The sequence below is a fragment of the Pseudomonas sp. UBA7500 genome, assembly GCF_002478435.1.
Lineage (GTDB): Bacteria > Pseudomonadota > Gammaproteobacteria > Pseudomonadales > Pseudomonadaceae > Aquipseudomonas > Aquipseudomonas palmensis.
Genome location: NZ_DLNW01000056.1, coordinates 1 through 24,577, shown reverse-complemented (window position 1 = coordinate 24,577; position 24,577 = coordinate 1). Strand labels below are relative to the sequence as shown.

The 24,577-nt window shown below is 66.4% G+C and carries 24 protein-coding genes; 17 read left to right on the top strand and 7 right to left on the bottom strand.

Annotated features, from left to right (window positions below; translation table 11 throughout):
- Window positions 1–51: 51 nt before the first annotated feature.
- From B4I46_RS24875 to B4I46_RS24830, 10 genes are all read left to right on the top strand, one after another.
- Window positions 52–1,911 carry a feruloyl-CoA synthase gene (locus B4I46_RS24875; protein WP_286902278.1) on the top strand — a complete coding sequence of 620 codons (1,860 nt, stop codon included), beginning with the start codon at window positions 52–54 and terminating at the stop codon, window positions 1,909–1,911.
- On the top strand, window positions 1,908–2,849 hold the full coding sequence (locus tag B4I46_RS24870; RefSeq protein ID WP_043859792.1) for an acetaldehyde dehydrogenase (acetylating): 942 nt from the start codon (window positions 1,908–1,910) through the stop codon (window positions 2,847–2,849). The genes B4I46_RS24875 and B4I46_RS24870 overlap by 4 nt, the downstream gene beginning before the upstream one ends.
- A gap of 10 nt (window positions 2,850–2,859) precedes the next feature.
- A complete protein-coding gene (dmpG, locus tag B4I46_RS24865; RefSeq protein ID WP_043859793.1) occupies window positions 2,860–3,894 on the top strand; it encodes a 4-hydroxy-2-oxovalerate aldolase in 1,035 nt (344 codons plus the stop codon).
- Between the two features lie 14 nt (window positions 3,895–3,908).
- On the top strand, window positions 3,909–4,913 hold the full coding sequence (locus B4I46_RS24860) for a CDP-6-deoxy-delta-3,4-glucoseen reductase (protein ID WP_043859794.1): 1,005 nt from the start codon (window positions 3,909–3,911) through the stop codon (window positions 4,911–4,913).
- A 319-nt stretch (window positions 4,914–5,232) separates the two neighbouring features.
- On the top strand, window positions 5,233–5,679 hold the full coding sequence (locus tag B4I46_RS24855; protein WP_058541171.1) for an HIT family protein: 447 nt from the start codon (window positions 5,233–5,235) through the stop codon (window positions 5,677–5,679).
- A 188-nt stretch (window positions 5,680–5,867) separates the two neighbouring features.
- Window positions 5,868–6,644, top strand: coding sequence for a hypothetical protein (locus tag B4I46_RS24850; RefSeq protein WP_231390606.1), 777 nt, complete (start codon window positions 5,868–5,870; stop codon window positions 6,642–6,644).
- Between the two features lie 38 nt (window positions 6,645–6,682).
- Window positions 6,683–7,081, top strand: a complete 399-nt coding sequence (locus tag B4I46_RS24845; RefSeq protein WP_043859797.1) for a nuclear transport factor 2 family protein — start codon at window positions 6,683–6,685, stop codon at window positions 7,079–7,081.
- Between the two features lie 69 nt (window positions 7,082–7,150).
- Window positions 7,151–7,813 carry an iron-containing redox enzyme family protein gene (locus B4I46_RS24840; protein WP_043859798.1) on the top strand — a complete coding sequence of 221 codons (663 nt, stop codon included), beginning with the start codon at window positions 7,151–7,153 and terminating at the stop codon, window positions 7,811–7,813.
- 139 nt (window positions 7,814–7,952) lie between these two features.
- Complete coding sequence (locus B4I46_RS24835; protein WP_043859799.1) at window positions 7,953–9,785, top strand: long-chain-acyl-CoA synthetase; 1,833 nt, start codon at window positions 7,953–7,955, stop codon at window positions 9,783–9,785.
- A gap of 257 nt (window positions 9,786–10,042) precedes the next feature.
- Window positions 10,043–11,620, top strand: coding sequence for a sensor domain-containing diguanylate cyclase (locus B4I46_RS24830; RefSeq protein ID WP_286902277.1), 1,578 nt, complete (start codon window positions 10,043–10,045; stop codon window positions 11,618–11,620).
- A 427-nt stretch (window positions 11,621–12,047) separates the two neighbouring features.
- On the opposite strand, the gene mobA is transcribed toward B4I46_RS24830, so the two are convergent.
- The 3 genes from mobA to B4I46_RS24815 are packed head-to-tail and all read right to left on the bottom strand — an operon-like array spanning window position 12,048 to window position 17,005.
- Window positions 12,048–12,626 carry a molybdenum cofactor guanylyltransferase MobA gene (mobA, locus tag B4I46_RS24825; RefSeq protein WP_286902276.1) on the bottom strand — a complete coding sequence of 193 codons (579 nt, stop codon included), beginning with the start codon at window positions 12,624–12,626 and terminating at the stop codon, window positions 12,048–12,050.
- Window positions 12,627–12,686: 60 nt separating this feature from the next.
- Window positions 12,687–15,815 (bottom strand): efflux RND transporter permease subunit, encoded by a 3,129-nt coding sequence (locus B4I46_RS24820; protein WP_123752453.1) that lies wholly within the window; start codon window positions 15,813–15,815, stop codon window positions 12,687–12,689.
- A gap of 11 nt (window positions 15,816–15,826) precedes the next feature.
- Window positions 15,827–17,005 carry an efflux RND transporter periplasmic adaptor subunit gene (locus tag B4I46_RS24815; RefSeq protein WP_043859688.1) on the bottom strand — a complete coding sequence of 393 codons (1,179 nt, stop codon included), beginning with the start codon at window positions 17,003–17,005 and terminating at the stop codon, window positions 15,827–15,829.
- 155 nt (window positions 17,006–17,160) lie between these two features.
- Between B4I46_RS24815 and B4I46_RS24810 the strand changes: the two genes are divergently transcribed.
- On the top strand, window positions 17,161–17,862 hold the full coding sequence (locus B4I46_RS24810; protein WP_043859689.1) for a response regulator transcription factor: 702 nt from the start codon (window positions 17,161–17,163) through the stop codon (window positions 17,860–17,862).
- Between the two features lie 15 nt (window positions 17,863–17,877).
- Window positions 17,878–19,176, top strand: a complete 1,299-nt coding sequence (locus B4I46_RS24805) for an ATP-binding protein (protein ID WP_286902275.1) — start codon at window positions 17,878–17,880, stop codon at window positions 19,174–19,176.
- A 352-nt stretch (window positions 19,177–19,528) separates the two neighbouring features.
- Here the strand turns inward: B4I46_RS24805 and B4I46_RS24800 are convergent, their stop codons facing one another.
- The gene (locus tag B4I46_RS24800; RefSeq protein ID WP_286902274.1) at window positions 19,529–19,849 is read right to left on the bottom strand and encodes a hypothetical protein; all 321 of its coding nucleotides are present in this window, start codon (window positions 19,847–19,849) and stop codon (window positions 19,529–19,531) included.
- A 138-nt stretch (window positions 19,850–19,987) separates the two neighbouring features.
- Here B4I46_RS24800 and B4I46_RS24795 point away from each other — a divergent pair, with 138 nt between their 5' ends.
- Genes B4I46_RS24795 through B4I46_RS24785 form a run of 3 tightly spaced genes read left to right on the top strand, consistent with a single transcriptional unit; the run spans window position 19,988 to window position 22,140 of the window.
- Window positions 19,988–20,617 (top strand): STN domain-containing protein, encoded by a 630-nt coding sequence (locus B4I46_RS24795; protein WP_286902273.1) that lies wholly within the window; start codon window positions 19,988–19,990, stop codon window positions 20,615–20,617.
- 20 nt (window positions 20,618–20,637) lie between these two features.
- Complete coding sequence (locus tag B4I46_RS24790; RefSeq protein WP_043860351.1) at window positions 20,638–21,168, top strand: sigma-70 family RNA polymerase sigma factor; 531 nt, start codon at window positions 20,638–20,640, stop codon at window positions 21,166–21,168.
- 21 nt (window positions 21,169–21,189) lie between these two features.
- Window positions 21,190–22,140, top strand: coding sequence for a FecR family protein (locus tag B4I46_RS24785; protein WP_422662690.1), 951 nt, complete (start codon window positions 21,190–21,192; stop codon window positions 22,138–22,140).
- Here B4I46_RS24785 and B4I46_RS24780 read toward each other — a convergent pair.
- Both B4I46_RS24780 and B4I46_RS24775 read right to left on the bottom strand, forming a co-directional pair.
- The gene (locus B4I46_RS24780; RefSeq protein WP_286902270.1) at window positions 22,133–22,744 is read right to left on the bottom strand and encodes a PulJ/GspJ family protein; all 612 of its coding nucleotides are present in this window, start codon (window positions 22,742–22,744) and stop codon (window positions 22,133–22,135) included. The two genes, B4I46_RS24785 and B4I46_RS24780, sit on opposite strands and share 8 nt — an antisense overlap.
- Window positions 22,741–23,193, bottom strand: a complete 453-nt coding sequence (locus B4I46_RS24775; protein WP_286902269.1) for a GspH/FimT family pseudopilin — start codon at window positions 23,191–23,193, stop codon at window positions 22,741–22,743. The genes B4I46_RS24780 and B4I46_RS24775 overlap by 4 nt, the downstream gene beginning before the upstream one ends.
- A gap of 118 nt (window positions 23,194–23,311) precedes the next feature.
- Here B4I46_RS24775 and B4I46_RS24770 point away from each other — a divergent pair, with 118 nt between their 5' ends.
- Window positions 23,312–23,743, top strand: coding sequence for a type II secretion system protein N (locus B4I46_RS24770; protein WP_043860347.1), 432 nt, complete (start codon window positions 23,312–23,314; stop codon window positions 23,741–23,743).
- Here the strand turns inward: B4I46_RS24770 and gspI are convergent.
- Window positions 23,730–24,113 (bottom strand): type II secretion system minor pseudopilin GspI, encoded by a 384-nt coding sequence (gene gspI / locus B4I46_RS24765; RefSeq protein WP_043860346.1) that lies wholly within the window; start codon window positions 24,111–24,113, stop codon window positions 23,730–23,732. The genes B4I46_RS24770 and gspI overlap by 14 nt on opposite strands.
- A gap of 139 nt (window positions 24,114–24,252) precedes the next feature.
- Here gspI and gspG point away from each other — a divergent pair.
- Window positions 24,253–24,577, top strand: a 325-nt coding sequence (gene gspG / locus B4I46_RS24760; RefSeq protein ID WP_286902267.1) for a type II secretion system major pseudopilin GspG, incomplete at its 3' end; no start/stop codon positions are given.

Below are 24,577 nucleotides of genomic sequence, written 5' to 3'. Positions count from 1 at the left end.
AAAACCAGTGAGCAGCGGGCCGACGGCCTGCCGCGCTCACGAGGGCGTGCAATGTACGACTTCTTCAACGACCCCACCCAGCTGGCCCCCGCCCAGGTGCTGTACGAACCGCGTGCCGACGGCAGCTTCGTGCTCAGCTCGCCCGAGCCGCTGCAACCCTATGCGCGCTGCATCGGCCAGTGGCTGGAACACTGGGCCGAGCAGGCGCCGCAGCGTGCCTACCTGGCCGAACGGCGCGGCGCGGGCTGGTTCAGCCTGACCTACGAGCAGGTGCGCCAGCGCGTCGGCGCCCTGGCCCAGGGCCTGCTGGAACTGGACATCGCAGCCGGCCGGCCGCTGCTGATGCTTTCGGAAAACGACCTGGACCAGGCGCTGCTGACCCTGGCGGCGATGCACGTGGGCATCCCGGTGTCGACCATCTCGGTGGCCTACTCGCGCAATACCGGCAGCGGCTGCGCCAAGCTCAAGGCGATTGTCGAGGTGCTCAAGCCAGGGCTGATCTTCGTCAACGACGGCGATGCCTATGGCCGCGCCATCGCCCTGGTCGACCCGGACTGCCCGGTGGTGGCGGCGCGCAACGCCCAGGAAATCCCCGGTGCGCTGGCCCTGCCGCACCTGTACAAGGCCGAGACCGCGGCGGTGATGGCCGCCTTCGCGCGCCTGGATGGCGACACCCCGGCGCGCTACCTGATGACCTCCGGCTCCACCGGTGCGCCCAAGGCCGTGGTCAACACCCACGGCATGCTCTGCGCCAACCAGCAGGCGATTGCCCAGTGCTGGCGCTTTCTGGAGCAGGGCGAACTGATCGTGCTCGACTGGCTGCCCTGGAGCCACGTGTTCGGCGCCAACCACAACTTCAACCTGGTGCTGCGCAACGGCGGCACCCTGTACATCGACGACGGCCTGCCGGTGCCGGGGCAGATCGACCGCACGCTGGAGAACATCCGCTCGGTCAGGCCCACGCTGTTCTTCAACGTGCCGCGCGGCTACGAGATGCTGCTGCCGCACCTGGAGCGCGACCCGGCGCTGGCCCAGGCCCTGTTCGGGCGCCTGCGCATGCTGTTCTATGCCGCTGCCGCCCTGCCGCAAAGCAGCTGGAGCCGGCTGGTGGCGTGTGCCGGGAAGGTGCGCGACACGCCGCTGTTCTTTGCCACCGAATGGGGCTCCACCGAAACCTCGCCGGTGGTCACCAGCGTGCATTTTGCCGCCGACAAGGCCGGCATCATCGGCCTGCCGGTACCGGGCACCGAGCTCAAGTTCGTGCCGGCCGGCGACAAGCTGGAGATGCGCGTGCGCGGCCCCTCGGTGTTCCCGCGCTACCTGGGCGACCCGGCCAGCACCCTGGCGGCGTTCGATGAAGAGGGCTTCTACCGTATCGGCGACGCCGGGCGCCTGGTCGACCCGGCGCGCCCCGAGCTGGGCGTGCAGTTCGACGGCCGTGTGACCGAGGACTTCAAGCTCAGCAGCGGCACCTGGGTGTCGGTGGGCACGCTGCGCCCACGCCTGGTCAGCGCGCTGGCGCCGTATGCCAGCGACTGCGTGATCGGCGGGCATGACCGCGACATGATCGGCGCGCTGGTCTACCCGTCCCAGGCCCTGCGCGACCTGCTCGGCGACGAGGGCCAGCACATGAGCGGTGCACAGCTGGCGCTGCAGCCCGAGGTGCGCCTGGCGCTGTGCGCGGGCCTGCAGGCACTGGCCCGGGAATACCCGGCCTCGTCCCAGCATGCCGTGCGCCTGGTGATCCTCGATTCGCCGCCCAGCCTCAACGACGGCGAGATCACCGACAAGGGCTACATCAACCAGCGCACCGCCTTGAGCCTGCGCGCCGAGGCCGTGCAGCGCCTGTACGCCGACAGCCTCGACCCGAGCGTCATCCTCCTCGCCGAAGTCTACGGAGAAGCCGTATGAACCCTGCAAAATTCAATGTCGCCATCATCGGCTCCGGCAATATCGGCACCGACCTGATGATCAAGCTGCTGCGCCACGGCAAGCACCTGAAAATGGCCGTGATGGTCGGCATCGACCCGGCCTCCGACGGCCTGGAACGCGCCCGCCGCCTGGGCGTGGCCACCACCCACGAAGGGGTCGAGGGCCTGGCGCGCATGCCCGAGTTCGCCGATATCGACTTCGTGTTCGATGCCACCTCGGCCGGCGCCCATGTACGCAACGACGCCTACCTGCGCGCACGCAAGCCCGGCATCCGCCTGATCGACCTGACCCCGGCAGCCATCGGCCCGTACTGCGTGCCGGTGGTGAACCTGGAGCAGAACCTGGCGCAGTTGAACGTCAACATGGTCACCTGCGGCGGCCAGGCGACCATCCCGATGGTGGCTGCGGTGTCGCGGGTGGCCAAGGTGCACTACGCCGAAATCGTCGCCTCGATTGCCAGCAAGTCCGCCGGCCCCGGCACCCGCGCCAACATCGACGAGTTCACCGAAACCACCTCCAAGGCCATCGAAGCCATCGGCGGTGCAGCCAGGGGCAAGGCGATCATCGTGATGAACCCGGCCGAGCCGCCGCTGATCATGCGCGATACCGTGTTCGTGCTCTCCGAAGCCTGCGAGCAGGCCCGCGTGCAAGCTTCCATCCACGAGATGGCCCAGGCGGTGCAGGCCTACGTGCCCGGCTACCGGCTCAAGCAGCAGGTGCAGTTCGAGGTGATCGAGCCCCAGGCGCCGCTGCTGATCCCGGGCCTGGGCCGCTTCAGCGGGCTCAAGACCTCGGTGTTTCTCGAAGTCGAAGGCGCCGCCCACTACCTGCCGGCCTACGCCGGCAATCTCGACATCATGACGTCCGCCGCGATGGCGACCGCCGAGCGCATGGCCCAGGCCATGGCGCACAACTGAGGATGCCCGCATGACGTTCAATCCCGCCAAGAAGCTCTACATCAGCGACGTGACCCTGCGCGACGGCAGCCACGCGGTGCGCCACCAGTACTCGCTGCAGAACGTGCAGGACATCGCCCGTGCGCTGGACAAGGCCAGGGTCGATTCCATCGAAGTGGCCCACGGCGATGGCCTGCAGGGCTCCAGCTTCAACTACGGGTTTGCCGCCCACACCGACCTGGAGTGGATCGAGGCCGTGGCCGACGTGATCAGTCACGCCAGGATCACCACCCTGCTGCTGCCCGGTATCGGCACGGTGCATGACCTCAAGGCCGCGTATGACGCCGGCGCCCGCGTGGTGCGCGTGGCCACCCACTGCACCGAGGCCGACGTGGCCCGCCAGCACATCGAATATGCGCGCGCGCTGGGCATGGACACCGTGGGCTTTCTGATGATGAGCCACATGATCCCGGCCGAGCAGCTGGCCGCCCAGGCCAAGCTGATGGAAAGCTACGGCGCCACCTGCGTGTACATGGCCGACTCCGGTGGGGCGATGAACATGCAGGACGTGCGTGATCGCTTTCGCGCGTTCAAGGCCGTGCTCAAGCCCGAGACCGAAACCGGCATGCATGCCCACCACAACCTCAGCCTCGGGGTCGCCAACTCGATCACCGCGGTGGAGGAGGGGTGCGATCGCATCGATGCGAGCCTGGCCGGCATGGGCGCGGGCGCCGGCAACGCGCCCCTGGAAGTGTTCATCGCCGCCGCCGAGCGCCTGGGCTGGAACCACGGCACCGACCTCTACACGCTGATGGATGCAGCCGACGACATCGTGCGCCCGTTGCAGGACCGCCCTGTGCGGGTCGACCGCGAATCGCTGGCGCTGGGCTATGCCGGGGTCTACTCCAGCTTCCTGCGCCACGCCGAAATCGCCGCGGCGCGCTATGGCCTGAAAACCGTCGACATCCTGGTCGAGCTGGGCAAGCGGCGCATGGTCGGCGGCCAGGAGGACATGATCGTCGACGTGGCGCTGGACCTGCTGGCCGCCGCCGGACGCGCGCAGTGACGGAGGGTACGCACATGAGCTTCACCCTGCAGATCCAGCCGGTCGGCCTGAGCTGCCCGGTCAACGCCGGGCAGAGCGTGCTCGACGCTGCCCTGGCCGATGGCCTGATGCTCAAGCACAGCTGCCGCACCGGCACCTGTGGCAGTTGCAAGGGCCAGGTGCTCAGCGGCGAGGTGGACCACGCCGACAGCCCGCTGGCAGTGCTCAGCGAAGCCGAGCGGGCCCAGGGCCTGGCGCTGTTCTGCTGCGCCAGGGCACGTTCCGACCTGGTCATCGACGCGCCGGAAGTCACCGAGCTGCGCGGCATCGGCATCCAGCAGATGGGCGTGCGCGTGGCCAGCCTCGACAAGGTCAGCCACGACGTGGCGGTGCTGCGCCTGATGCTCGCGCCGGGCGCCGCATTCGCCTACCTGCCGGGGCAGTACGTGCAGGTGCTGCTCAAGGACGGCAGCCGGCGCAGCTACTCGATGGCCACCGCAGCGGCGCGCGACAACCAGCTTGAGCTGCACATCCGGCACATGCCGGGCGGGGTGTTCAGCGGGCATGTGTTCAATGCGTTGCAGCCCAGGGCGATCCTGCGCATGGAGGGGCCGTTCGGTTCGTTCTACCTGCGCGACAGCCAACGGCCGATAGTATTGCTGGCCAGCGGCACCGGCTTTGCCCCGGTGCAGGCGCTGCTCGAGCAACTGCGCGAGCGCGGCGACAACCGCCGCCCGGTGTACCTGTACTGGGGCGGGCGGCGCCGTGAGGACCTCTACCGGCATGAACAGCTGCTGGCCTGGGAGGCGCAGTTGCCGTGGCTGCGCTACACCCCGGTGCTGTCCGAGCCGGGCCCGGCCTGCGACTGGCAGGGTGCCACCGGCTTCGTGCACCGCCAGGTGCTGCAGGACTTCCATAGCCTCAAGGACTTCGAGGTCTATGCCTGCGGTGCGCCGATCGTGGTCGACTCGGCGCGACGCGATTTCGTCGAGCAGCGGGGGCTGGAGCCCGCGCATTTTCATGCCGATGCGTTCGTGTAGCTCAGGCCGGGCGACCCCACGCACAGCGGGTGGGTGATCGCGTCACCGTCCTCGGCCCTCAGGGCCCTGGCCGGTGACGCCCCCATGCAGCCCGGATACAAAAAGTTACCTTGGGAAAACCCATTCAAATCAACCCATTAGGAAATTTACGGGATTCAGATACAAAAAATTTCAAAACTCCCGTGTACAGCTGAGGAAGGCCAGGGGTAATTTCTCCTACAAGCTGCGCGGTCAACTCTGCAATGGAATGCAGCCTGTAGCATCCCGGATCTTCATGCCTCCACCGGGGTTGCACCTACAACAATAGAGGGAGCTATCCGTGAACTGCATTTTCTGTGCAATCGCCAAGAAAGAAGCACCGGCTGCCGTTGTCTACGAAGACGAGCAGTGCCTGGCCTTTCTCTCGATTCAGCCGATCACTCCTGGCCATGTCCTGGTCATTCCCAAGGCCCACGCAAGCGGCCTGGGTGATATCCCTCCTCAAACCTGTGGCCACATGATGCGTGTGGGTCAACGGATGGCGGCCGCCCTGCGTGAAAGCGGCCTGAGCCTCGAAGAACAGCCCTGTGAAGGTATCAACCTGCTGCTGTGCGATGGCGCAGTGGCCGGGCAGACCGTAGGTCACGCGCACCTGCATGTGCTGGCCCGCTTTGTCGGTGACGGTTTCAACCTGGGTCATGCGGACCTCCCGATCGCCACGCCACAGGTGCTGGGCGAGCGCGCCGAGCAGATCTGCCGAGCCTTGGCCTCGCTACCACCGAACTGACTGTACCTCGCTCTGGTTCAACGGCACGCCCGCCACTAGCGGGTGAGTGTCTGGCTGTGCGCAGCCCGTAAATCAACAACCTATGGCTATCTACGCAAGGAGGCGAAGCTATGTATTGTCCTGTGGAAACTTAAGTCGTGCGCTGGGCTGAGTTGAATACTACAGATCACAATAAGAAGGGATTTCTCATGCCGTCACTCGCCAGTAACAAGGCTGACTTGCCTTCGGCAAGTATGCAGTTGGTAAAGGATGATTCCGCCGGTTCGGCCATCTACAGTTTCTATGATTCAGTCCTCCAGGAGTTGTGCCAGTCTGACAAGGTAAAGGTCAGGCAGGTGGTAACGCCTGCGCAATTCATCGAACTTTCTCGTGCCCGTAGCCGGTTGTATGGGCAGCGCAAGATCTATTACAAGACGCTGTTTGGCAACTCGGTCGACAATACCGTGTGCCTGGATGAATACGACCCGCGTTCCTATGTGTTTGCCTTTTATCATGATGGTGAAATCATCGGCACTCAGCGTATTACGCCGTTCCCTCACGAGTCGGGTGAGTTCATCAGCCATGAACAACTGGTGCAGTTCTCCGGGCCCAACTACGAGCACGAGTGCGTCGAACTTTCGCGCCTGATCGTCGACAAGCATGCCCCGGTCAAGAACGTGGTCAACGGGCTGGCCATGACCGGTGCCTCGCTGGTGGCCCTGCAAGGCGGCTACAAGACATTCATCACCTATGTGAAGCCACGGCTGGCGCCGAAGTTCGACAGCTTCGTGTTCGATCAGGACGGCATCTTCTTCCAGATCAAGGCCCGTGGCGATCATTACTACGCCCTGTACAAAGGCGATCTGATGCCGTCGGTGACGCCCTTCTTCGGCCTGCCCAGCTGCCCGGCAGACCTGAAGGACGTCGATGACCTGATTCGCCATACCTTGGCCGCCCGTCACGCGAGGCAGTCACTGGCGGGATAAGCATCACACAATAACGACAACATTGAGGTTGATCCAAGATGGAAGCCAGGAACAAAGAAGTGGTCATCGAGTTTTACGAGCGCATGTTTGGTCAGCGTGAACTGGCGGTTGCCGATACCTTGATTGCCGAGGACTACGTGCAGCACAACAACGTGTTCATTCCCCCGCGCCGCGAAGGCTTCAAGACCTACTTCACGCAGTTCTTCAAGACGTTCCCCGAGTCGGGTACCAGTATCGAGCGGGTCTGCGCCGAAGGCGATTATGTCTTCCTGTATGCCAAGCACTGGGCCAAGCACAGGTTCTTCACGGTGAACTACAAGGTGATCGATATCTACCGTGTTGAAAATGGTGTGCTGATGGAACACTGGGACACTATCGAAGGCCTGGGCTTCTTTTCCAAGTTCATCTACATCATCAAGTCCGTGCTGCGCCTGTAACGCCGTATTCGCCTGACCGTATAACACGTGTCATGAACGATTTATCAACACGCCAAGGAAGAGAGTGAAATGACTGAAGTGACCGCGTTTCGCAAAGAGCTCAAAGCCATCTGTGACGCCGAATGGGAAAAGATCAAGGCCGGCCGTTTCTTCCAGATGATGAAGCGTCCCGAACTGCAGCGTGAGCTGTACATCAAGTCGATTGTCCAGGTGTACCACTACACCAAGAACAACGCGATCAACCAGGCGGTGGCGTGCTGGAACCAGGACCACAAGAAGGTCGGCCTGCTGCGTTTCGCGATGAAGCATGCGCTGGAAGAACTGGGCCATGAAAACATGGCGTACAACGACCTGATCGCCATTGGCGTGGACCCGTCGGAGTTCGAGAAACCGATGCTGCCGGCCACCGAGGCGTTCTACGGCTACCTGGACTTCGTTTCCGTATGCCGCGGCATCATTCCGCGCCTGGGCTACAGCTTCTGGGCCGAGGACTGCTATGAGCACCTCGAACCCCTGATGGACGTGTGCAAGAACCATCTCAAGCTGACCGACCAGCAACTGACCTTCTTCGTCGCCCACGCGATCATCGACGAGAAGCACTCCGAGCAGGTCAACGCCGCCATCGACCGCTGGGTCGTGACCGACGAAGAAAAAGAGGCGGTCAAGCAAGTGGCCCGCACCACGGTCTACCTGATGGGCAAGATCCTCGAGTCGGTCGCCGACGAGTTCTGATTGATCGGCACCAGGCGTCCTCGCGCACCCCGCTGCGCGAGGACTTTTTCACATGGCGTGCACAACAATAAAAACGATTGGCTGGTCATGGCGTTTGTCGAACCGCCTGGCGGCCACGGTCAATCCACCAGGAGGTGCCATGAGTAGTAATAGCGACATGATTACCTGGGGCATGATGCTGCGCAAAATTCCCTCGATCACTCGGGCCATTCCTCGGCTCGTCAGGGGCCTCAAGGTTTCCAAACTCAAGGCCGATCAGCCCTGTGGCCTGGGCTGGGCCTTCGAACAGGCGGTGGCGCGCAACCCTCAAGGGCCGGCGCTGCTCTACAAGGACACACGCTTCAGTTACGAACAGGTCAACCAGTGGGCCAACCGTTTCGCCCACTACCTGCTGGCCCGTGGCCTGAAAAAAGGCGATGTGGTAGGCATCTTCATCGAGAACCGCCCCGAATTGCTGGTCAGCGTACTGGCCGTGAGCAAGATCGGCGGCATCTGCGCCATGCTCAACACCTCGCAGACCAACAACGTGCTGATCCACAGCCTGGGCCTGGTCAACCCGTCGGCGATCATCGTCGGCCAGGAGCTGGTGCCATCGTTCGAGGCGGTGCGCGACGAGGTGGCCATCGACAGGCAGCGCACCTTTTTCCTGGCCGACACCGACACCACGCGCGATGCCGGCACCGCCCCCGAGGGCTACGTCAACCTGACCCTTGCCAGTCAGGGGCACGCTACGGCCAATCCGGCGACTACCCAGCAGGTCTACCTCGACGACGCCTGCTTCTACATCTATACCTCCGGCACCACCGGCCTGCCCAAGGCCGGGGTGTTCAAACATGGGCGCTGGATGAAGGTCTACGGCAGCTTCGGCATGATCGCCCTGGACATGCGCCCCGATGACATCGTCTATTGCACCTTGCCGCTGTATCACGGCACCGGCCTGTGCGTGAGCTGGGGTTCGGCATTGGCCGGTGCCTCGGGCTTCGCCATCCGCCGCAAGTTCAGCGCCAGCCAGTTCTGGGAAGACACGCGCAAATTCAAGGCCACCACCATCTGCTACGTCGGTGAACTGTGCCGCTACCTGATCGATCAGCCTGCGGCCGGCAACGATGGCGATAACCCGGTGGTGAAGATGATCGGCAACGGCCTGCGTCCGGGCGTGTGGCTCGACTTCAAGAAACGCTTCAACATCGAGCGGGTCTGCGAGTTCTACGCCGCCAGTGACGGCAACATCGGCTTTACCAACATCCTCAATTTCGAGAACACCATCGGCTTTGCCATCAACGCCTGGTCGCTGGTGGAGTACGAACACGACACCGGCGAACCACGGCGCAACGCCGACGGATTCATGCAGAAGGTCGGCAAGGGCGGTCAGGGCCTGTTGCTGGCCAAGATCGACGACGACGCCCCGTTCGATGGCTACACCGACCCGGAGAAGAGCAAGAAGGTGGTGCTCTACGACGTGTTCGAAAAGGGCGACCGCTACTTCAACAGCGGCGACCTGATTCGCGATATCGGCTTTGGCCATGCCCAGTTCGTCGACCGCCTGGGGGACACCTTCCGCTGGAAGGGCGAGAACGTCTCCACCACCGAAGTCGAGAACATCATGGTGCAGCACCCCCACATTGCCGAAGCCGTGGCCTACGGGGTGGAAATCAAGAACACCAACGGTCGCGCCGGGATGGCCGCCATCACCCCGTCGGCGCCGCTGGAGCAGCTGGATTTCTGCGACCTGCTGCGCTTCGTCAAGAGCCAGATGCCTCACTACGCGGTGCCGATGTTCTTGCGCGTCAAGACCTGCATGGAAACCACCGGCACCTTCAAGTACCAGAAGACCAAGCTCAGAAGCGAAGCCTTCGACCCCAGCCAGACCGGCGAAGACCCGGTGTATGCCTGGCTGCCGGGCACCGAAACCTACGTGCGGGTGACCGATCAGGTGCTGCAGGACATTCATGGCGGCAAGTTCCGCTACTGAAGGGCAACCGCGCCAGCGGCGCACCGCAAGGCCTGCCTGCATGCATGCGCAAGGCTGCTCACTGGAGCGGGCGGCCTTGCGTCCCACTTTCAGCTTCACTGCCCTGCAACTTCTGCCTGCCGGATTCTGCAGCAGCCCGTCGTGACCCCCACCGCTTGATTGCGCGCCTGATGCTCTGCCCCTTGCGGTACAGGGCATTCCGGAGTACAGCTGATGGCAGGATGCCTTCAGTTGTGGCATCGCAGGAGCGTTTCATGATGTCGACCCCCTTACTGCCGGTGCCGCTGCCGCACAAGCGTGACGTGCGCCTGGCCGTGCTGCTGTTGCTGGTGATCTGCGTATCGCTGGCATCGCTGACGGCCTGGAAGATATGGGCTGCACGTCAGCGCGCGCTGAACGAGGTTCAGGTACACAGCCTCAACCTGACCCAGGCACTGGACACCTATGCCGAGGGCATCATCCGCCAGAGTTCGATGATGCTGCTGGGCCTGAGCGAGCGGCTCGAAGTCGATGGCGGCGGGCCGCAGCAACTGGCGCGCCTGGCCGGGCTGGTGGAGGAGCAGAACGAACTGCTGACGCAACTGCATGGGCTGACCGTCTATGGCCCGACGGGCGAATGGCTGATGTCGACCAACGGCCCGATTCCGGACGGTGCGAACAGCGCCGACCGCGAGTTCTTCATCCACCATCGCAACAACCCGTCCCGCGAGGTGTTCATCGGCCCGCCGATCCGCAGCCGCTCCACCCATGAATGGGTGATCACCGTCAGCCGGCGTTTCGAGCAGCCCGGGGGGCAGTTCGCCGGGGTGATCGCGGTGACCCTGGGGGTGGAGAACTTTCTGCGCCTGTTCGGCAAGATCGACGTGGGCAAGGACGGTGCGATCGCGCTCACCTACACCAGTGGGCGCATCCTGGTGCGCTACCCGTTTCGCGAGCAGGACATGGGCCGCGACTTTTCCCGGTCGCCGATCTACACCCGCTACCTGGTGGAAAACTCGGTGGGCACGGCTTCGTTTGCCTCGAGCCTGGATGGGGTGGAGCGCCTGTATGCGTTTCGCAAGAACGAGCACCTGCCACTGGTGACCACCGTGGCCATCGGCAAGCGCGAGGCCCTGGACGCCTGGCGCATGGAAGCGTGGCTGACGGTGGGGCTGGTGCTGGCGTTGCAGGGGGTGATTGCGGTGATTGGCCGGCTGCTGATCCGCGACATGCGCCATCGTGCCGAGATGGATGCGCAATTGCTGGTGGCGCGCGAAGAACTGCTGGCCACCAACCGGCAGTTGGCGGTGCTGGCCACCCACGACACGCTCACCGGGCTGGCCAACCGCCGGCGTTTCGACGAGGTGCTGGCCAGCGAAGTGCGGCGTGCCCAGCGCGAGGCCCAGCCGCTGGCGCTGCTGCTGATCGATATCGATCATTTCAAACGCTTCAATGACGCCTACGGACACATCGGCGGTGACGAATGCCTCAAGGCGGTGAGCGCCTTGTTGCGCGAGTGCGTGCGCCGCCCGACGGATGTGGTGGCGCGTTATGGCGGGGAAGAGCTGGCGATGGTGCTGCCCAATACCGAGGTGGCGGGCGCGGTGGTGGTGGCCGAGACGGTGCTGGCGCGGTTGGCCGAGCTGAACATCGTGCATGCTGGCAGCCCGTTCGGGCGGGTGTCGGTGAGTATCGGCGTGGCAGGCATGGCGGGGCAGGGCGAAACGCCCCTGACGCTGGTGGCGGCGGCCGATCAGGCGCTGTATGCGGCCAAGGCGGCGGGGCGCAATCGGTGTGTGGTGTTCGAGGGGGGCGGTGCCGCCCATCGCGGGTCAAGCCCGCTCCCACAGGGGTAGCGCAAGCCTCGAAGTCACCGCCGTCCCTGTAGGAGCGGGCTTGGCCCGCGATGGGCCTCGAATCTCCGGCGCCTGAATCGCCCCTTCGCTGGCAAGCCAGCTCCCACAGGTATTGCACGGGCCTAAAGGTCACCGCCGTCCCCTGTAGGAGCGGGCTTGGCCCGCGATGGGCCTCGAATCTCCGGCGCCTGAACTGCCCCTTCGCTGGCAAGCCAGCTCCCACAGGTGTTGCACGGGCCTAAAGGTCACCGCCGTCCCTGTGGGAGCGGGCTTGGCCCGCGATGGGCCTCGAATCTCCGGCGCCTGAACTGCCCCTTCGCTGGCAAGCCAGCTCCCACAGGTATTGCACGGGCCTAAATGTCACCGCCGTCCCCTGTAGGAGCGGGCTTGGCCCGCGAAGAGGCCCTCACAGACGACACAAAAAGCCTTATTGCCCCAACCACTGCGGCGTATTGAAGTTGCTCAGGCGCCGGTCCTCCTCTGCACACTCCACTGCCTGCAACGGATGGTCCAGCAACGCCCGCAGCAGGCTGCGCTCACCGGCCTGCCATGCCGCCTGCAAGCTCGCCTGCTGGCGCACCGGGATCACGCAGAACATCGGCTGCCACTGCTGGCCCTGGCGCACCATCGCCGCGCAGTCCCCGGTCACCGCCACGCTCAGCAACTGCTCGAGCAACCCGCGCTCGATCATCGGTGCATCACACGCAAGCACCACCAGCCAGGCATGCCGCGCCACCGCAAGCCCGGCCAGCACCCCGGCCAGCGGCCCGGGAAACCCAGGCTCGGCATCGCCCACCAACTGGTCGGCAAACGCCCGATAGGCGTGCTGGTTGCGATTGCAGGAAAGGATCAGGTCATCGCTCAGGTCACGCACCACGGCGTGCACGTGCGCGATCAGCGGGCGGCCCTGCCAGGACAGCAGGCCCTTGTCCTGCCCGCCCATGCGCTGGCCACGGCCGCCGGCCAGCAAAAGAATGGAGCAGGGGGGAAGTACGGCGGCGGTCATTGCAAGGTTCCAGTCCATAAGCGGGCTAGCACCATCCCATGACCGCCGCGCGGCTGTCCATCAGCTTTGTTCGACCACCGCAGTGTCGGCCTGGGCGTCACGCCGGCGCCAGCCGGTCACGCGCATCACCACCACGAAGAACACCGGCACGAACACGATCGCCAGCGTGGCGCTGAGCATGCCGCCGATCACCCCGGTGCCGATGGCCTGCTGACTCGCCGAGCTGGCGCCGGTGGCAATCGCCAGCGGCACCACGCCCAGGATGAACGCCAGCGAGGTCATCACGATGGGCCGCAGGCGCAGGCGCGCGGCCTGCACGGTGGCCTCGACCAGGTCATGCCCTTCGTCCACCAGGCTCTTGGCGAACTCGATGATCAGGATCGCGTTCTTCGCCGACAGGCCGATCAGGGTGATCAGGCCGACCTTGAAGAACACATCGTTGGGCATGTCGCGCAGGGTCACCGCCAGCACCGCACCGAGCACGCCCAGCGGCACCACCAGCAGCACCGAGGTAGGGATCGACCAGCTTTCGTACAGCGCCGCCAGGCACAGGAACACCACCAGCAGCGACAGCGCCATCAGCATCGGTGCCTGCGCCCCGGACAACTGCTCCTGCAGCGACAGCCCGGTCCATTCCAGGCCAAAGCCCAGCGGCAGGGCATCGACCAGGCGCTGCACCTCGGCCATCGCCGCGCCCGAGCTGTAGCCCGGTGCCGGCTCGCCCGACACGGCAATGGCCGGGTAGCCGTTGTAGCGGGTCAGTTGCACCGGCCCCGATACCCACTGCGCCTGGGCGAAGGCCGACAACGGCACCATCTTGCCGCTGGTGTTGCGCACGTGGATCTTGAGCAGGTCCTCGACCTGGCTGCGCTGGTCGCCCTCGGCCTGCACAACCACCCGCTGCATGCGGCCCTGGTTGGGGAAGTCGTTGACGTAGGTCGAGCCGATGGCCGTGTTGAGCACCGTGCCGATGTCGTCGAACGACACGCCCAGCGCGTTGGCCTGCTTGCGGTCGATCAGCAACTGCACCTGCGGGCTTTCGGCCAGGGCGCTCTCGCGCACGTTGGCCAGCACCGGGCTTTTCGCGGCCTCGGCCAGCAACTGGTCACGCGCCGCCATAAGCCCGGCATGGCCCACGCCGGCACGGTCCTGCAGGCGGAACTCGAAACCGGTCGAGGTGCCCAGGCCATCCACCGAGGGCGGCAGCACCGCATAGGCCACCGCGTTCTTGAACTGGCTGAAGGCGATGTTGGCGCGCTCGGCGATGGCCTCGGCGCTGTCCTTTGCGGTGCGCTCGGACCAGTCCTTGAGCGTGGTGAACACCAGCGCCGCGTTCTGCCCGCTGCCCGAGAAACTGAAGCCCAGGATCACCGTGGTGTTGCCCACGCCAGGTTCGCCTGCGCTGTGCGCCTCGATCTGCTCGGCCACCTGCACGGTACGGTTGCGGCTGGCGCCGGGCGGCAGCTGCACGTCGGTGATGGTGTAGCCCTGGTCTTCGGTAGGCAGGAACGAGGAGGGCAGCTGGCTGAAGGTCCAGCCCAGCGCCACCAGCAGCAGGCCATACACCACCAGGTAGCGGCCGCTGCGCTGGATCGCGTGCATCACCCAGCGCTGGTAGCCGTTGCTCATGCCTTCGAACTTGCGGTTGAACCAGCCGAAGAAACCGCGCTTGACGTGGTGTTCGCCCTTGGCGATCGGCTTGAGCAGGGTGGCGCACAACGCCGGGGTCAGGCTCAGGGCAAGGAACGCCGAGAACAGGATCGATACCGCCATCGACGCCGAGAACTGCTGGTAGATCACCCCCACCGAGCCCTGCATGAACGCCATCGGCACGAACACCGCCACCAGCACCACGGTGATGCCGACGATGGCGCCGCTGATCTGCTGCATGGCCTTGCGCGTGGCTTGCTTGGGCGGCAGGCCTTCCTCGGCCATGATCCGCTCGACGTTCTCCACCACCACGATGGCGTCGTCCACCAGGATGCCGATGGCCAGCACCATGCCGAACAGGGTCAGCACGTTGATCGAGAAGCCCAGCGTCAGCATCACCGCGAAGGTGCCCATCAGCGCCACCGGCACCACCAGGGTCGGGATCAGCGTGTAGCGGATGTTCTGCAGGAACAGGAACATCACCAGGAACACCAGCACCATGGCCTCGATCAGGGTGTTGATCACCTGTTCGATCGACACCTTGACGAACGGCGAGGTGTCATACGGGATGTCGTACACCGCCCCGGGCGGGAAGTAGCGCGACAGCTCGTCCATCTTGGCCTTGACCAGGGTCGCGGTCTGCATGGCGTTGGCACCGGGCGCCAGCTGCACGCTGAAGGCGGTGGACGGCTTGCCATTCAGGCGCGTGCCGTACTGGTACTCCTGGGCGCCGATCTCGACCCGCGCCACATCACCCACGGTGACCCGCGAGCCATCCGCATTGGCGCGCAGCACGATGTCGGCGAACTCCTGGGGCGTCGACAGCTGGCCCTTGATCAGCACGTTGGCAGTGATTTCCTGGGTCGGGCTGCCGGGCAGGTCGCCGATGCTGCCAGGGGCCACCTGGGCGTTCTGCGCGGCAATCGCAAGGTTCACATCCTCGGGGGTGAGGTTGAAGCCAATCAGCTTCTGCGGGTCGAGCCAGATACGCATGGCGCGTTCCGAGCCATACAGCTGCGCCTTGCCCACGCCCGGTACCCGGCGCACCTCGTTCATCACGTTGCGCGCCAGAAAGTCGCTCAGCGCGGTTTCGTCGAGGCGGTCATCGTCGGCGGTCAGGGTCACCAGCATCAGGAACCCGGTGGAGATCTTCTCCACCTGCAGGCCCTGCTGGGTCACCGCCCGCGGCAGGCGCGACTCGACGATCTTCAGGCGGTTCTGCACATCGACCTGGGCCAGTTCCGGGTTGGTGCCCGGCTGGAAGGTCGCCGTTACCGTGGCGCTGCCCAGGCTGCTGGTGGACTGGAAGTACAGCAGGTGATCGGCGCCGTTGAGCTCCTGCTCGATCAGGCTGACCACGCTCTCGTCCATGGTCTGCGCCGAGGCACCGGGGTATACCGCGTACACCTCGATCTGTGGCGGCGCCACGTTGGGGTACTGGGCCACCGGCAACTGCGGGATGGCCAGCGCACCGCCGAGCAGGATGAACAGCGCGACCACCCAGGCGAACACCGGGCGGTCAATAAAGAACTGCGGCATGGATCAGGGCCTCACTGGGCGGTGGTCTGGGCGATGGGGGCAGCCGTGTCGGTGGCGGGGGTCACGCTCACCTGGTCACCCACCTTCACGTGCTGCAGGCCTTCGGTGACGATGCGATCGCCCGGGGCCAGGCCCTCGGTGACGATCCAGCGGTCCTGCTGCACGCTGCCCAGCACCACGGCGCGCTCGCTCACGCGCTGCTCGGCGTCCACCAGCAGCACCCGCGGCAGGCCCGCGCTGTCACGCAGGATGGCCTGCTGCGGCACGCTGATGCCCTTGGGCTGCACCGCTTGTTCCAGGCGCACGCGGATGAAGCTGCCGGGCAGCAGGTCCAGGTCGGGGTTGGGGAACTCGCTGCGCAGGGTGATCTGGCCGGTGCTCGGGTCCACGCTGATGTCGGAGAACAGCAGCTTGCCCGCCAGCGGGTAAGGGGTGCCGTCATCCTGGATCAGCGTGGCGCGGGCCTGGTCCTGGCCCACCTGCTTGAGCTCGCCGGCACGCAGGGCACGGCGCAGGGCGTTGATCTCGCGGGTCGACTGGGTCAGGTCGGCATGGATCGGGTCGAGCTGCTGAATGATCGCCAGCGGGGTCGATTCGTTCTGCCCCACCAGCGCGCCCTCGGTCACCAGGGCACGGCCCACGCGCCCGGAAATCGGCGCGGTCACGGTGGCATAGCCCAGGTTCAGGCGCGCACGCTCGAGCGCGGCCTTGGCCGCTGCCACTTCGGCGTCGGCCTGCATGGCGGCGGCGCGGGCGTTGTCATGCTCCTGGCGGCTGATCGCGTCGATCGAAATCAGCTCGGCGTAGCGCTGGTCCTGCAGGCGCGCCTGAAAGCGCGTGGCCTCGGCCTTGGCCAGGTTGGCGCGGGCGCTGTCGTAGTCGGCCTTGAACGGTGCCGGGTCGATGCGAAACAGCACGTCGCCCTGTTTCACGTCGCTGCCCTCACGGTACACCCGCTTGAGCACCACCCCGGCCACCCGCGCGCGCACCTCGGCAATGCGTGGCGCCAGGATGCGCCCCGACAGCTCGGTGCTGATGGCCAGGGGTTGCTCGCGCACGGTTTCGACGCTGACGGCGGGCTTGGGGGCTTGTTCTTCGGCGGGCGGCTTGCTGTCGCAGCCGGCCAGGGCCAGGCTCAGCAGCAACAGGGGCGCCAGGGTACGCAGACGGACGGGGCTTGAACTGGGCATGCGGATCTTCCATAAATGACCCGGCAATGCTAAGGCAGCCGCGCTACAGGCAGTTGTTAAGCTATGTAGGGCGAGTGTGAAAAAGTGTGAAGAATTTCGCGACCTGCGAATAAGCGCTATATCCTGCCTGACTTTCCCGGCCTTTCAAACTACCCATGCCCACTATCCTTCTGGTCGAAGACGACTGCGCCCTGAGCGAACTGATCGCCAGCTACCTGCAACGCAATGGTTTCAGCGTCAGCGTGATTGCGCGGGGGGACCACGTGCTGGAAGAGGCGCGGCGCAGCAAACCCGACCTGGTGATCCTCGACCTGATGCTGCCGGGCCTGGACGGCCTGCAGGTGTGCCGACAGCTGCGCGCCGAATCGCTGCTGCTGCCGATCCTCATGCTCACCGCCCGCGACGACAGCCACGACCAGGTGCTGGGCCTGGAGATGGGCGCCGACGACTACGTCAGCAAGCCGTGCGAGCCGCGCGTGCTGCTGGCGCGGGTGCGGACCCTGCTGCGGCGCAGCAGCATCAACGAGCCGCATCTCGAGAGCGACCTGATCGTGATCGGCGGGCTGCGCATCGACCTGGCCGAACGCACCGTGCTGTGGCGCGACCAGACGGTGGAGTTGTCCAGCGGCGAGTTCAACCTGCTGGTGGTGCTGGCGCGCAATGCCGGCAGCGTGCTCAGCCGCGACTGCATCCTGCAGCAGTTGCGCGGCATCGAGTTCAACGGCACCGACCGCTCGGTGGACGTGGCCATATCCAAGCTGCGGCGCAAGTTCGACGACAGCGCCGGCGAGGCGCGCAAGATCAAGACGGTGTGGGGCAAGGGCTACCTGTTCAGCCGAGTCGAGTGGGAATTCTGAGGAGCGGCCACGGCCATGCTGAAAATTCTGGTACGCCTGTATCTGGTGACCATCGTCGCGTATGCCGGGTCGATCTTCCTGATCCCCGAACTGATCCTGCATGTGTTCCATGACCGCTACATCGCCTACAACCAGGACCAGGCGCGGGGCGTGCAGCGCCTGATCGTCAACCAGTTCCACCTCAAGCACCGCGACAGCTGGCCCCAGGTGGCCGAGGCGCTGAACACCGATTTCGCCCCCCTCAGCATCGAGCTGCGCCGGCGCGCCGACCTGGACCTGAACGCCGAGGAGCAGGCGCACCTGCAGGCCGGCCAGTACGTGGTGCGCCTGGGGGAGTGGGGCTATTACGAAACCGCCCTGGCGCCGCTGGACAGCGAGTGGATGGTGGTGCTGCGCAACCCGCCGGACCCGGCGGACATCTACCTGCTGTCGTGGGGCATCACCGTGCTGATCGGTGCGGCGCTGCTGGGCTGCCTGCTGTTCTGGGTGCGCCCGCACTGGCGTGACCTGCAGCGGCTCAAGGCCACGGCGCAGCGCCTGGGCGAAGGCAACCTGGCGGAGCGCACGCTGATCTCGCCACGCTCGAACATCGGCGCGCTGGCCAAGGTGTTCGACACCATGGCGGCGGATATCGAATGCCTGCTGACCCAGCAGCGCGAGTTGCTCAATGCGGTGTCGCATGAGCTGCGCACGCCGCTGACCCGCCTGGATTTCGGCCTGGTGCTGCTGTACGACGAAATGCCCCCGGCCAGTCGCAAGCGCCTGCTGGAACTGGTGGGGCACGTGCGCGAGCTGGATGCGCTGGTGCTTGAGCTGCTGTCGTACAATCGCTTGCAGAATGGCCAGGGTGGCGAGCGGGTGGAGGTGGCGCTGCCCGAGTTCGTCGACAGCATCCTGGGCAGCTATGCCGAAGAGCTGGATGGGCGCGGGGTGAGCCTGGAGGTGCGTGCCGAGCCGGATCTGTCGCGCTTTGTGCTGGACCCGCGGTTGACGGCGCGGGCGGTGCAGAACCTGATCCGCAACGCCATGCGTTATTGCGGGCAGCGCATCCTGCTGCGCCTGAGCGTGGATGCCAAGGGCGCGTGCGTGCTGACCGTCGAGGATGACGGCATCGGCATTCCGCAGGAGGAGCGCGAGCGCATCTTCCAGCCGTTCTACCGCCTGGATCGCAGTCGGGACCGTGCCACGGGCGGGTTTGGCCTGGGGTTGGCGATCAGCCGTCGGGTGATCGAGGGGCAGGGTGGCACCCTGACGGTGGGGCAGTCGGCGTTGGGGGGGGCGCAGTTTCGCATCTGCTTGCCGCGGGGGCGGTAGGGGCCGCTGCGCGGCCCATCGCGGGTCAAGCCCGCTCCCACAGGTTTTGCACAGGCCCGGGGTCCCCACGGTACCTGTGGGAGCGGGCTTGCCCCGCGATGGGCTCACCACGATCTTGCAGATCTTTACGCGGTCGTTGAGTCACCACCTGTGGGAGCTGGCTTGCCAGCGAAGAGGTCAAGCCCCACAGGTTTTGCACAGGCCCCGGGTCCCCACGGTTCCTGTGGGAGCGGGCTTGCCCCGCGATGGGCTCACCACGATCTTGCAGATCTTTACGCGGTCCTTGAGTCACCACCTGTGGGAGCTGGCTTGCCAGCGAAGAGGGTGGCACTGACACCCCCCGCAGTCGAATTCACGGCCCCGGCCGCTGCGGCCGCACCGACACCCCGAACGCATTGCCCATGCGCTGCCCCGTGGCCGACTGGTTGAACAACCCCAGCTGGTTCGGCGCGCGCCGGCTCACATCCACCTCCATCGCCTTGCGGTTGGCCTGCGCCGCGCGCTGCCCATTGCCGTTCTGCAACTGGCGCGTCAGGCAGTCGTACGCCAGCGCCCGCGCCTGGCCCACCTGCACGTCGATGCAACCCTCGTCCTGACCCGCATGCACCACGCCACTCGACAGCCCACTCAGCAGACCGGCAACCAGCCACAACCCCGCGATTCGACAGCCCATGTCCATGCCCTCCCTGAAGCGGTTTCCCCCAGTCTAGCCCCAGGCGACTTCCCACATCGTTAAGGTTTTTTGCCTACCGCTGTCACATCAGATTCATACACAGGCCCCACGATGGCGACTTTCGGGGGAGACACCGGTTTGCGCCACTGCCTTGCCAGAATCGCCGTGCTGCTGTTGGCCGTGCTGGCGATGCCGGTGCACGGCGCAGGCCCGATCCGTTTCGACATACCGGCCCAGCCACTGGACGAGGCGCTGCACGCCTTCGGCCAGCAGAGCGGCATGGCGGTGCTGGTGGACCGGGAGCTGACCGCACGCCAGCGCTCGATGCCGCTGAGCGGCGCGTTCAGCGCCCGCGACGGCCTGCGCAGGCTGCTCGAAGGCACCGGGCTGATGGCCCGCTACAGCGGCGCCGAGGCCTTCACCGTGCAGCGCGTGGCACTGCCGGCAGCCGCGCCGAACCCGCGTGCCACAGGCGGGGCCAGCGCGGCCGGCAATTATGCGCGCACGCTGCAACGCGCCGTGGAACAGGCGCTGTGTGCCAGCGCGCTGGCACGCCCAGGCCATTACCGGGCCGCCGTGCAGGTATGGATCGACGCCCGCGGGGTGCTGGCCCAGAGCCGCCTGCTGGCCTCCACCGGCGATCACCGGCGTGACAGCGCGCTGGTCGAAAGCCTGCGCGCCCTGCGCCTGGAGCGGCCACCGCCCTCGGCGCTGGCGCAACCGGTGACGCTGCTGCTGTTGCCCGATACACGCATGGACTGCCCTTAATCGCATGGAGGCTAGGCAGTATGAATACACCTCTGGTCACGTTGTTCCTGACCTCTTACGACGAGTTCAAGGTGCGCCTCAAACGCCGCCTGGGTTCGGACGACCTGGCCTGCGACGTGCTCCAGGAAACCTACCTGCGGGTCGACCGCATGCAGGCCACCCACGCGCTGCACAAGCCCAATGCCTACCTCTACCGCATGGCCCTGAACATCGCCGCCGACCGGCGCCAGGCCGACGCCCGGTTGCTCACCGGCGCCGAGGTCGAAGACCTGCTGCAGGTGGCCGAAGACCAGGACCCGGCGCGCATCGTCGGCGGCCAGCAGGAAATCCAGTGCCTGCTCGGCGCACTCTACGAACTGCCGGCACGGCGCCGGCGCATCTTCATCGCCGCGCGCCTGGAGGAAGCCTCGCACCTGGAAATCGCCCAGCGCTTCGGCATCTCCACGCGCATGGTCGAGAAGGAGCTCAAGGCCGCACTGGGTTACTGCGCCACGCGGCTGGAAAGAAAAGTGTTCCAGCGGTTCGGTCCCGGTGCGGGAAAACCGTCTTGAACAATACACAGCGCCATTTTGATGCAGGCCCCTCAGACCATGACACCCCAGACTTCGGCTGAACCCAGCCTGCACAGCCAGGCCCAGGACTGGTTGCTGCTGCTTACCTCCGGGCGCGCCACCGTCGCCGACGCACGCGCCCTGCGCCAGTGGTGCGCACAGAGCCCGGCGCACGCCCAGGCCTTCGAGCAGGCCCGCCAGCTGTGGCAGCAGCTGGAGCCGGCGGCGCGCCAGGCCGAGCGCGTGGAGCCCCTGCGCACCCTGGGGCGCCGCGCGTTCCTGGGTGGCGCGCTGGCGGCCCCGGCGGCCCCCCCCCCCCNNTCGGCAGCCTTCGTGCTGCTGCGCAGCAACCTGGTGGACGGGCTCGGCACGCCAGCGGCAGACTTTCACACCGGCGTTGGCGAGCAGCGGCGCATCGACCTGACCCAGGGCATCGCGCTGGAGCTCAACACCCAGACCCGCATCAACCGCAGCGGCGAAGCGATCGCCCTGCTCGAAGGCGAGGTCGAGGTGCTGGCCCAGGCCCCGGTGCAGGTGCAGGCCGGGCAGGCCTGGGTGTCGGCCCAGGCCGGGCGCTTCAATGTGCGCCACACCGATTCGGCCGTGTGCGTCACCTGCCTGCAGGGCCAGGTGCAGATTCTCTGGCAGGGCCGCAGCTTGCCCGTGCCCGCCGGCCAGCAGCTGCGTTACGACGCCCGCAGCGCCGGCAGCGCGCAGCCGTTCGATGCCGAACAGGTAATGGCCTGGCGCGAGCAGCGGCTGGTGTTCCATGACGCGCCGCTGAGCCAGGTGATCGACGAAATCAACCGCTACCGCCCCGGCATGCTGGTGCTGCTCAACCCCAGCCTGGGGCGACGCAAGGTGCAGGCGCGCTTCAGCCTGGCGCAGCTGCCAGGGGTGGCGCAACTGATCCGCGACGCCTACGGCGCACGCTGCACCGAACTGCCCGGTGGCGTGGTGCTGCTCAGTTGAGCGGCCCCAGTACCTGGCGGTAACGCTGCGGGCCCTGGGCGCTCTGACGCAGCAGTTCGATCTCGAGCCCCGGCGGATTGTCCCGGGCCTCGCCGGTCAGGTGCCGCCAGCCCTTGCCCGGCTCCCACACCCGCAGGTTGAATTCAGCCACATCCTCCAGTACCGCCACCCGGCCGGCAGGTGCCGGTAGCGGGAAGCGGTCGCGTGCCGGCGCCGCGGCGCGGTACAGCGTGCCACTCTGCAACCACCAGCGCACGCGCATCAGGCCGTCGTCGGCGGCGCTGCTGCGAATCAGCTCCAGGCGCGCCGGGCGCCCGTCGCTGGCCTGCACCCGCACCGCAGGCAGCGGTTTTTCGCTGGGCGGGTCCATGCCCGCCAGCACCGGCTCGACCAGTTCGCTGCTGGCACGCAAGGCCAGGTCGCGCTCCAGCTGGTTGAACACCCGCAGCAGGGCGCGGGCCTGTTCGGTGCTGTCCTTGACGTGGCGGTCGGCGCGGCTGACGCTGTCCAGCCCGCGCCAGGCCACCAGGCTGACGATGGCCATCAACAGGATCGCCACCATCACCTCGATCAGGGTGAACCCGCCTTGCGGGTGGCGCCTCATGGCTGGTGCACCTCGACGCGGCCGGCGGCATCGCGGCGCACTTCGATCTGCTGCTGGCCGCTGACCAGGCGCAGGGTCAGCGGNNTCGGCGGCTCGCCGATCCATTCCGGGTCGATGCGCACGGCCCGCTGCGGGGTGCGCTGCACCGTCACCGGCGCGGCCTGCCAGGGGCGCGGGCGCAGCAGCGGGTCGCTGTCCAGCGCCGCGCCGGCCCGCACAAAACGGTAGCCGTCGCGGTCGGCCTGCCAGAGCAGGGCGCGGCCATCGGCCTGCACCTCGCTCTGGGCCACCAGCAGCAATTGCGCCAGGCGCTCGGCGTCTTCGCGCAAGGCCCTGGCCGGGTCGGGGCGGATGTTCAGGCTGATGGCGGCGCTGGCGATGCCGACGATCACCAGCACCACCATCAGTTCGATCAGGGTAAAGCCCTGTTGTGGATGGCTGCGTTGCATGGGGCGATGCCTCCTTGGCTGGTGACAGCGTGCACGGCGAAGATGATCGTCGTGTGAAACAAAAGCGTGAGAATCGGCGCGTATGCTCGGGCCAGGAACCACACGGAGACCGTTCCCCATGGCACTAGCATTCAAACCCGTGGCTGCCCCGCAACTGGTCCAGGGCGCGGCGCTGCTCGCGGCGCTAGCCGGGCTCGCGACCTGGGGCACGTTGCTCTGGACGCCCACCCCCCAACCAGTGCCGGCTGCCATGGAGCAGACCCTATCGGCACCCCCGGCCGCCGCCGGACAGTGGTTCGCCAACCTGCCGGCGCAGGTCGACATCAGCCTCAGCGGGCTGCTGGCCGGCAGTGCCGGTGCGGTGGCCATCGTCTCGCTCAACGGCGGCGCGCCACAGGCCGTGCGGGTGGGCGAGCAACTGGCGCAGGGGGTGCAACTGGTGGCCATAGAAGCCGATGCGCTGGTGATCGAGCGCGCCGGGGAGCGCAGCCGCATCGGCATCGCGCGACTGCCCGAAGGCCCCGCGCTGCCGCGCCTCATTCGCCCCTAGGCGCCTGGCCCAGCCAGCTCTCCAGGCGCGCCAGCGGCGGGCCTTCACGGTCACGCTCGAACACCTCCAGGCGCACCTGCAGCAGCCCACCGGGGCGGCTGTCGACCTGCTGCTCGCAGCGCAGGCGCAGGCGCCCCTGGTCGCACTCCAAGCGGCGCAGGCCCGGGGTTGCCTGGCCTTCCAGGCGCAGTTCGGCAAGGCGCGCCTGCGCCGAGAGCAGGGCCAGCGACTTGTCGCGCAGCAGGCCATTGCCCTGGGTCATCAGCCCGGCCGCGCGCACTGCAGCGGCCATCGCCACGGCCACGATGGCCAGCGCCACCAGCACTTCGATCAGGGTAAAACCGGCCTGTTGCGGGCGGCGTCTGCGCATGGGCATCTCGGTGTGGGCAAAGCTGCATCCTAGGGGGTCTGTCTGACCGATTGGCGACCGGAACTCCCGAGGATTTTCAATACCACTGACATATGCCCTTGCCACAATCGGCCCCCGAATCCCGCCAAGGAATGCCGAGATGTCGCTTACCTGCCCACGCCGTTCTGCCCCCCGTCGCCAACGCGGCTTCACCCTGATCGAGATCATGGTGGTGGTGGTCATCCTCGGGATCCTGGCAGCGATGGTGGTGCCCAAGGTGCTCGACCGCCCCGACCAGGCGCGTGCCACCGCCGCCCGCCAGGACATCGCCGGGCTGATGCAGGCGCTCAAGCTCTACCGCCTGGACAACGGCAGCTACCCCAGCGCCGCCCAGGGCCTCAAGGTACTGGTGGAAAAACCCGCCTCGGCCAAGCCCGGCACCTGGCGCGCCTACCTGGAGCGCCTGCCCAACGACCCCTGGGGCC